Origin of the sequence: Escherichia sp. R1, from assembly GCF_003000935.1 — a bacterium.
GTDB classification, from domain to species: Bacteria; Pseudomonadota; Gammaproteobacteria; order Enterobacterales; family Enterobacteriaceae; genus Escherichia; species Escherichia coli.
Genome location: NZ_PSRU01000044.1, coordinates 1 through 8,398 on the forward strand (window position 1 = coordinate 1; position 8,398 = coordinate 8,398).

Sequence of the window (8,398 nt, forward strand, 5' to 3'; positions counted from 1 at the left end):
CCGTCTGCGTTTCTCCGGTCCTAAGACATCAATCATCTGCTCTCCAATGACTAGTCTAAAAACTAGTATTAAGACTATCACTTAAATAAGTGATATTGGTTGTCTGGAGATTCAGGGGGCCAGTCTAGTAACCTCATAAAAAATCCTGTACTCACAGGGTGATGCGGGATAACTGACGTAAGGAGTGCTGCAGGGATTTGATGGTCCCTTGTGCTGATATGAATACGGATATTTTATACAGAATACTTTTCAGTACAAGCGACTGTATTACAGTCTGCCATATATGATTACCTGTGATCAGGAAGAATAAGTGGCTGAGGTTTCAAACTGTCTGCCGGTATATTCCTCTCTCCCTTAAAAACCATAACAGGTTAGTTATCTTCGTCTGTCAGCGGATTGAATGGCGGTATATTTTCAGTACAAATACCGGTCATCCACTGAAAAATACCTGCGAAATGACGGGCACTGATTTTTCTACTGACGGGCTGATGAGACGTTATGTCACTGGCGGTAATAATCAGTGGCACACTGTAGCCTCCCTGCACATGACCATAATGATGAACAGGATTGGCACTGTCGCTGACCGACAGCCCAAGGCCAGAAAAGTAAAGCATGGCGAAATGACGTGAGTACCGGCGAAGGATACCATCAAGCTGGCCAAGAAAGTTATCCAGTTTACTGATGCTGGCGAGGTAACAGGCAATTTTTCGGGGATACTGCTCCAGGTAATTATTCGGCTAGGAGTTAAGGCTGTCACACGGATTTGGATGAGAACCCATCATGTGCAGGAAAATTATCTTCGGAGAGGATGTATCCGCCAGCGCACGTTCTGTTTCCTGTAACAACAGTTTGTCATCTGTTTTACGGGAAGCGAAGCTGCCTTTCTTGAGGAAAGTGGCATGCTCCGCATCAGAAGCAATAACAGAGATGCGTGTGTCATGCTCCCCCAGTTTTCCTTGATTGGATATCCACCATGTGCTGTATCCTGCTTTTGCTGCCAGCGCCACCACATTGTTGCCGGAATCAGGGTTCTGCTCATAGTCATAAATCAGTGTCCGGCTCAGGGAAGACACTGTACTGGAGGCTGTCGAGGTATAATCGTCAATAAATAAACCGGGTGCCGTATTCAGCCACGGTGTGGTTGGTACGGGATAGTCATACACTGACATATAATCCCTGCGCACACTCTCACCAGTGACAATAACAATCGTATCATATAACGGTGCTCCCGGCTGGATTTTCCAGTTGTCAGCCCCGTGCTACTCAGTTGTTCATAACGCTGCATTTCACGTAATGTGTCAGTTGTCCCCACAACTGTTCCTTTAACCATCCGCAATGGCCAACGGTTTACAGAGCATAATACGAATAGCCGTAGAGCCAGCCAGTTACGGTGGTCGCGATGGTGTGTCCGCCAGAAAATCACCACGAATACCAGAATCGCGGCACTGACCAGAAAATGATAAACAGGAAACACGGGGCGGTTCACTTTGCTTTCTCCTGTAGTGTTTTCTGTAGGTTCTGAACCGGTTCTAGCGGGGTTGTGAGGCTGATGGCAATCGCCGGGCTCTTCCTGCATGTTACACTGGTACTGCAAGAGGGGGCCTTCGCTCCTCTGACATTACTCAGTATTTTCACTACTACACCCCATCTGCCATCCATAACAACCGATTCACCCCCTCGCGAGGCGTTGTTGCCCGTCACCCGGACAGACACCGTTATGGATTTCTCTTGTTGCACGATCGATCAATTGTTATGCATGCTGACACCACAACCCCGGTGGGTATGACCGATGCCTTTCTCACTCTCTTCCCGGTCATCGTCGGCCTTCCCCGTTATTGTGGCGTGTCAGCACCCTCGACGGCATTTCGATGGCTGCTCAGTGTTCACTCACGTTACGGCCCGCATAACCCGTTGACTTCCTGAAGAAGTCGTTTCAGGGAGAGATTCAGCCCTTTTGTTACCTCCTGGACCGCTTCTTGTCCTTCCAGTCGGAGCGAGAGTTAGCCGGGGCGGACTTTCACCGACGGAAAGATCGTGCATTTCAAGGCACACACAACAATATCTGCGAGCGTGCTATCCGTCCGGTCGTTATGGGACGAAAGGCCTGGTTGTTCGCTGGTTCACTGGTGGCCGGGAACCGCGCGGCACAGATAATGAGCCTTCTGGGAACCGCAGTCTGGAGCCACATGCTTGGCTGACGGACGTCCTGACGCGTCTGCCGGAGTGGCCGGAGGAGAGGTTGGCTGAGTTACTGCCTCTTGAGGGCTTTACCTTCTTCGGGTAAGTGATACCTGCCGTCAGGTGTTTGTGCACCGGGCCATAACCTGCAGTTGGGAATTGAACGCCTGACAACAGGAAATGAGCTAGAGCAGTAAACACGCGGGCTGACAATGGGTCAGAATATGAGTTAGCCCGGCGTTATTCCTGGGGTCAGTACTTCAGATCTAGCCTCCGGTACCAGACTAGCTAGCCCCTACGCAACCAAATAAATCAACCATCGTCAGAGTGCAATCGTTCATATACACTGTCGGTGATGCGCTAAAAAATGCGTTAATGTTGAGTTCCTCGAACCCTTACCAATTAAGGGACATAGCCAGATACGCAACTGGCTGATGCAAGCAGTCTAATGTCTTTAGATCCGCTGGCCTGCGGGCATGACAATGTCAAACAGTCAAAGATTGTGGCGTTGACGGTCAGTCTTGGGGACAAAAAAGCTCAGTATTCTCGTTGGCAACCAGATAATTTAACAGTTGATGCTGAAACGAAATAGGCATCTTGGTTCTGTAATGCCAGTCAGTTAAGCAACTGACTGGCTCTTTTTCGGGGCTGTGGGGTATTTCCAGGGCCTCTCCTTTACCACTCTCGGGAAGGCCCTTTCCCTTCTTGTCGGTAATTTCACAAGTTGTCCCATACTTGCAAGATCGCGCATCAGCTCCGGTATACGTCCCGGTGAAGCGCCCTGCAATGTCATCAGCATTCTCATCACCATTCCGCATGATTCTGAGAAACTCAGTTGATTCGGCCAGTAACCTTTCAGATGTTCCGCCATTTTAATCATCTGATATCTCACCAGATTATAAGCCAGTAAGACACCCCACAGCTCTTGCTCCACAAGCTCCGGCTTTTTACTTCTCAGCGTCAGCCTGCTCCGTTGCATCGTCTGTTTTATCTCCCTGTATCCCAGTTCGATTTCCCAGCGATGACTGTACAGATCCCCCATTTCTCCTCCGGGGAAGCGCATGGCGTCCGTCATCGACGTCAGCAGATGGCAGACTTTTCCTTTGCGCGTCACGGTCAGCAGGCGGGCAGTCACTTCATTTCCCAGTCCCGGCCACTTTTTTCGTGCCTGCGGGCTGGTTTTCAGCTTCACCAGATGATCGCCTTTACCCAGTTTTCTGATCTCTTCATATTGCGCTCCCTTTCTGAGAGGTATCATCCAGTGGCGGTGTTCTCCCGCCAGGCTCCAGGCATTTAACAGTCCCAGTGAGTAATAACCTTTATCCATTAACGTCAGAGTGTTATCGCCGGTTTGTTCTATAAGTTGCTCAGCAAGCTCATTTTCGCTGTTCTTCATCGTGCCGAAGGCTGCAGCCGTCAGCAGATGGCTGGTCAGTTCCATCTGGCAGACCATTTTGACCTGCGGGTAGAGCGCCGGGTTCCCGGCATGTGTCTGGCGGGGGAAGGCTGCATCGTTCTCTGGTGTATCCGGTGTGCGCCAGAACACACCATCGATGGCCAGCAGGGTCAGGCCGCACCAGTGCGGATGCGGCGTGGCGTTATGCCAGAGCTGCGCTGTTTTCGTGAACACGCGGCGGACAGCCTCACTTCCCAGGCGCTGGCGGGCCTGAATAACGGCACTGGGGGCAACGAAGGGGCGATTGCCCGGCAGCATGATGTCCCGGCGATTCACAATCTGGTGAAGAGGTTCTTTACGCTCAAGCGCCATGCCAACAATACACCAGACCATCATTTCGAGGGGAAGACGGCGCTTGCGTAGCGTTACAGTACCTGATTCGGCAAGGCAACGAGAGATGAGTTCGGGGTCGAGGTAATCCCCCAGAGAAGTCAGTGGGTTACGCAGAGAATCGTAACGGGATACCAGATCAAGAGCCTGTCCAATGTGCATAAAAAAATCCGGAAACAAGTGAGCGTTTCCGGATTCTTACACAGCCACTGGATCGGTCAACTGATCCTTAACTGATCGGCATTAATCTTGGTTCTGGTGTTTGTAACAAACTATCAGCTACAAAAATATGCTCAATTTGTGACATCAGTAACAAAACGCGTTTTGTTATGTGGATTGCTTGTTTTTTGATCTGGTATAACAGGTATAAAGGTATACAGAAAAGCAAAGAAATACTGCAAAGGAAAACAGCTATAACGTAAGCTAAAGTAATAACCTCTCAGTCTTTCCTCATTTGACGAAGGGAGTTTTATTCAACCTGAACGGACTACGAAAATGAGCACAATGAATAAGTCAATTTTTGAAGCAGGGTTGAACTGTGCCAGTGGTGGAATATCTGGCGAACATTGTTTTTTGTTGGTGACCCAAAACTGTAGGTGGGTATCAGTTTTATCTTTCATAGAGTGAAATATGTTAAGAAGAAATGGAGGAAAAGATTGTACTGATTAGGTATTGATAACAATCAATAGTACTGGCGTATTTGAAGACAATATAATTATTTCTGGATATTGTTGAGGCTCCCTAATATTTACTTTAAGGGCTATATTAGAATAACACAGGAAACAAATATGGCAACAGCATGGTATAAACAAGTTAATCCACCACAACGGAAAGCTCTTTTTTCCGCATGGCTTGGATATGTATTTGATGGCTTTGATTTTATGATGATATTTTACATTCTTCATATTATAAAAGCAGATCTTGGCATTACGGATATTCAGGCTACTTTAATAGGGACAGTGGCCTTCATAGCCAGACCTATTGGAGGTGGTTTTTTTGGTGCCATGGCTGATAAATATGGTCGTAAGCCAATGATGATGTGGGCAATTTTCATTTACTCAGTCGGAACAGGCCTTAGCGGTATTGCTACAAACTTATATATGCTCGCAGTTTGCCGTTTTATTGTTGGCTTAGGGATGTCTGGTGAATATGCATGTGCTTCAACTTATGCGGTAGAAAGTTGGCCTAAAAATCTTCAATCTAAAGCTAGTGCTTTTTTGGTAAGTGGTTTTTCTGTTGGAAATATTATTGCGGCACAAATAATCCCTCAGTTTGCTGAAGTATATGGATGGAGAAACTCTTTTTTTATAGGCCTGTTACCAGTTTTACTAGTTCTTTGGATCAGAAAAAGTGCTCCAGAAAGTCAGGAGTGGATTGAAGATAAATATAAGGATAAATCAACATTTTTGTCTGTCTTCAGAAAACCACATCTTTCAATCTCTATGATCGTTTTCCTCGTCTGTTTTTGTCTATTTGGTGCAAACTGGCCGATAAACGGACTACTTCCTTCCTACCTGGCAGATAATGGAGTTAATACAGTGGTCATTTCAACTCTGATGACAATAGCAGGTTTAGGAACACTGACAGGTACAATATTTTTTGGTTTTGTTGGTGATAAGATTGGTGTAAAAAAAGCCTTTGTAGTCGGTCTAATAACTTCATTTATTTTCCTTTGTCCTCTTTTTTTTATTTCTGTGAAAAACTCTTCTCTTATAGGATTATGTCTCTTTGGATTAATGTTTACAAATTTAGGTATTGCAGGGTTGGTTCCAAAATTTATATATGATTACTTTCCAACAAAATTAAGAGGATTAGGGACCGGTCTTATTTATAACTTAGGGGCAACTGGAGGAATGGCCGCACCTGTATTAGCTACATACATTTCAGGATATTATGGCTTAGGTGTTTCATTATTCATTGTTACGGTTGCATTCTCTGCCTTATTAATTTTGTTAGTTGGTTTTGATATTCCAGGTAAAATTTATAAACTATCCGTGGCTAAATGATTGGAGGCTTTATGATTAATTATGGCGTTGTTGGTGTTGGATACTTTGGCGCTGAATTAGCTCGTTTTATGAATATGCATGATAATGCAAAAATTACATGTGTATACGATCCTGAAAATGGAGAAAATATTGCCCGTGAATTGCAGTGTATCAATATGTCAAGCTTGGATGCTTTAGTCTCAAGTAAATTAGTCGATTGCGTGATCGTAGCCACCCCAAATTATCTGCATAAAGAACCAGTAATTAAAGCAGCAAAGAATAAGAAGCATGTTTTTTGTGAAAAACCAATTGCATTAAGTTATGAAGATTGTGTGGATATGGTCAAAGCGTGTAAAGAAGCTGGTGTGACCTTTATGGCCGGGCATATTATGAATTTTTTCAATGGGGTTCAATATGCACGGAAGTTAATTAAAGAAGGTGTTATCGGCGAAATATTATCATGTCATACTAAGAGAAATGGCTGGGAAAACAAACAAGAGAGACTTTCCTGGAAAAAGATGAAAGAACAATCTGGTGGACATCTATATCATCATATACATGAGTTAGATTGTGTTCAGCATTTACTTGGAGAAATACCAGAGACGGTTACTATGATTGGTGGAAATTTGGCCCATTCTGGTCCAGGATTTGGCAATGAAGATGATATGTTATTTATGACCTTGGAATTCCCGTCAGGAAAACTAGCAACCTTAGAGTGGGGGAGTGCATTTAACTGGCCGGAACATTATGTCATCATCAATGGAACTAAAGGCTCTATTAAAATTGATATGCAAGAAACAGCAGGGTCACTTAGGATTGGCGGTCAGACAAAGCATTTTTTGGTCCATGAAACACAAGAAGAAGATGATGATCGTCGGAAAGGCAATATGACCTCAGAAATGGATGGCGCTATAGCATATGGTCATCCAGGAAAAAAAACACCATTATGGCTTGCCAGTTTAATAAGAAAGGAGACGTTATTCCTCCATAATATCCTCTGTGGTGCAAAACCTGAAGAAGATTATATTGACCTTCTCAATGGTGAGGCGGCCATGTCGGCGATTGCTACTGCTGATGCTGCCACTCTTTCAAGATCGCAGGACAGGAAAGTGAAAATCAGTGAGATCATTAAACATACATCAGTAATGTAAAAACTATACGCCTCTTGATTTAATTCAGGAGGCCTTTTATGTATGATCAAGAATTTTATCTTCGATAATCTCATAATTTTAGCAGTGCCATTTATGATAAAAACATCCCTTAAAACCAATCTAATCTTTTTCTTCCTCTGTGTATTTGTTCCCCATATGGCGTCATAATTTACGCTACGTAATACGGGATAGTTACGATACGCAGCGATAGCGCTAAGTTTTAGTTAAAATCCCCCATCAGCGGGATATGGGGATCTCTGGGAGGTTCAGGTTTTAGCATCGCGACTTTAATACGACAGACGCTGGTGACGATGATGCCAAGTAGTGACTCTTCCGAATAAGGTTCCCACTGACCAATTGGCGCGCGCTTCGCAATAAAATCTCCCTTCGCCCAGTATTGGGAAAAGTAGATACATTCAAACTGTGTACGCTGTTTCGTCTCACAGTTCACGACATTGCTGGCCGATGAGCTGACCATTGGGCCTATCCGGGCTGTCCCGATGGATATTACGCCGAAGTATGTGGGAATTGCCAGCGGATTGATGAACGCCGGTTCCGCTGTCGCCGACATTATTTCACCTATCGCCTTTGGCATTATTATCGACAAAACAGGCAACTGGAGTTTACCATTCTACGGTTCCGTCGCATTGCTTGTTATTGGTATATTCCTGACGTTCTTCATGCGTCCAGATAAGTCATTGTAAAAGTCGAATCAGGGCTGAAGTGGCACACTGAATTTGGCCACCTGAACAGAGGTGATATGCTCACCTCAGAACAACACAGGTGCTCCAATGAAAAAAAGAAATTTCAGCGCAGAGTTTAAACGCGAATCCGCTCAACTGGTTGTTGACCAGAAATACACGGTGGCAGATGCCGCGAAAGCTATGGATGTTGGCCTTTCCACAATGACAAGATGGGTCAAACAACTGCGTGATGAGCGTCAGGGCAAAACACCAAAAGCCTCTCCGATAACACCAGAACAAATCGAAATACGTAAGCTGAGGAAAAAGCTACAACGCATTGAAATGGAGAATGAAATATTAAAAAGGCTACCGCGCTCTTGATGTCAGACTCCCTGAACAGTTCTCGATAATCGGGAAACTCAGAGCGCATTATCCTGTGGTCACACTCTGCCATGTGTTCGGGGTTCATCGCAGCAGCTACAGATACTGGAAAAACCGTCCTGAAAAACCAGACGGCAGACGGGCTGTATTACGCAGTCAGGTACTTGAGCTACATGGCATCAGCCACGGTTCGGCCGGAGCAAGAAGCATCGCCACAATGGCAACCCGGAGAGG

At 45.3% G+C, this 8,398-nt stretch carries 6 protein-coding genes and 3 pseudogenes; 6 read left to right on the forward strand and 3 right to left on the reverse strand.

Annotation, left to right across the window (positions count from 1 at the left end):
* Window positions 1–287: 287 nt before the first annotated feature.
* Window positions 288–1,471: pseudogene (locus C4F37_RS26280) on the reverse strand (phosphoethanolamine transferase); the annotation flags it as partial.
* Between the two features lie 583 nt (window positions 1,472–2,054).
* Between C4F37_RS26280 and C4F37_RS26295 the strand changes: the two are divergent.
* Window positions 2,055–2,284 (forward strand): annotated as a pseudogene (locus tag C4F37_RS26295) (transposase domain-containing protein); the annotation flags it as partial.
* Between the two features lie 513 nt (window positions 2,285–2,797).
* Here the strand turns inward: C4F37_RS26295 and C4F37_RS26305 are convergent.
* Complete coding sequence (locus tag C4F37_RS26305) at window positions 2,798–4,144, reverse strand: IS4-like element IS4 family transposase (RefSeq protein ID WP_024194641.1); 1,347 nt, start codon at window positions 4,142–4,144, stop codon at window positions 2,798–2,800.
* Between the two features lie 608 nt (window positions 4,145–4,752).
* Between C4F37_RS26305 and C4F37_RS26310 the strand changes: the two genes are divergently transcribed.
* The 3 genes from C4F37_RS26310 to ythA are packed head-to-tail and all read left to right on the forward strand — an operon-like array spanning window position 4,753 to window position 7,268.
* On the forward strand, window positions 4,753–5,970 hold the full coding sequence (locus C4F37_RS26310; RefSeq protein ID WP_000179691.1) for an MFS transporter: 1,218 nt from the start codon (window positions 4,753–4,755) through the stop codon (window positions 5,968–5,970).
* A gap of 11 nt (window positions 5,971–5,981) precedes the next feature.
* Window positions 5,982–7,100 (forward strand): 2,7-anhydro-N-acetylneuraminate hydratase, encoded by a 1,119-nt coding sequence (gene nanY / locus C4F37_RS26315; protein ID WP_000611568.1) that lies wholly within the window; start codon window positions 5,982–5,984, stop codon window positions 7,098–7,100.
* Window positions 7,101–7,142: 42 nt separating this feature from the next.
* The gene (gene ythA, locus C4F37_RS26320) at window positions 7,143–7,268 is read left to right on the forward strand and encodes a protein YthA (protein ID WP_000594405.1); all 126 of its coding nucleotides are present in this window, start codon (window positions 7,143–7,145) and stop codon (window positions 7,266–7,268) included.
* A gap of 52 nt (window positions 7,269–7,320) precedes the next feature.
* Here the strand turns inward: ythA and C4F37_RS26325 are convergent, their stop codons facing one another.
* The gene (locus C4F37_RS26325) at window positions 7,321–7,578 is read right to left on the reverse strand and encodes a surface-adhesin E family protein (RefSeq protein WP_000254999.1); all 258 of its coding nucleotides are present in this window, start codon (window positions 7,576–7,578) and stop codon (window positions 7,321–7,323) included.
* A 22-nt stretch (window positions 7,579–7,600) separates the two neighbouring features.
* Between C4F37_RS26325 and C4F37_RS27470 the strand changes: the two genes are divergently transcribed.
* Both C4F37_RS27470 and C4F37_RS26335 read left to right on the forward strand, forming a co-directional pair.
* Entirely contained in the window at window positions 7,601–7,804 is a 204-nt protein-coding gene (locus tag C4F37_RS27470) for an MFS transporter (RefSeq protein WP_000355616.1), read from the forward strand.
* Between the two features lie 87 nt (window positions 7,805–7,891).
* Window positions 7,892–8,398: pseudogene (locus C4F37_RS26335) on the forward strand (IS3-like element IS911 family transposase); the annotation flags it as partial.

Excerpts from the sequence above, each read along its gene's own strand:
- C4F37_RS26325 (WP_000254999.1), bottom strand. The coding sequence starts at position 7,578 with ATGGTCAGCTCATCGGCCAGCAATGTCGTGAACTGTGAGACGAAACAG.
- C4F37_RS27470 (WP_000355616.1), top strand. The coding sequence starts at position 7,601 with ATGGATATTACGCCGAAGTATGTGGGAATTGCCAGCGGATTGATGAAC.
- ythA (WP_000594405.1), top strand. The coding sequence starts at position 7,143 with ATGATCAAGAATTTTATCTTCGATAATCTCATAATTTTAGCAGTGCCA.
- C4F37_RS26310 (WP_000179691.1), top strand. The coding sequence starts at position 4,753 with ATGGCAACAGCATGGTATAAACAAGTTAATCCACCACAACGGAAAGCT.
- nanY (WP_000611568.1), top strand. The coding sequence starts at position 5,982 with ATGATTAATTATGGCGTTGTTGGTGTTGGATACTTTGGCGCTGAATTA.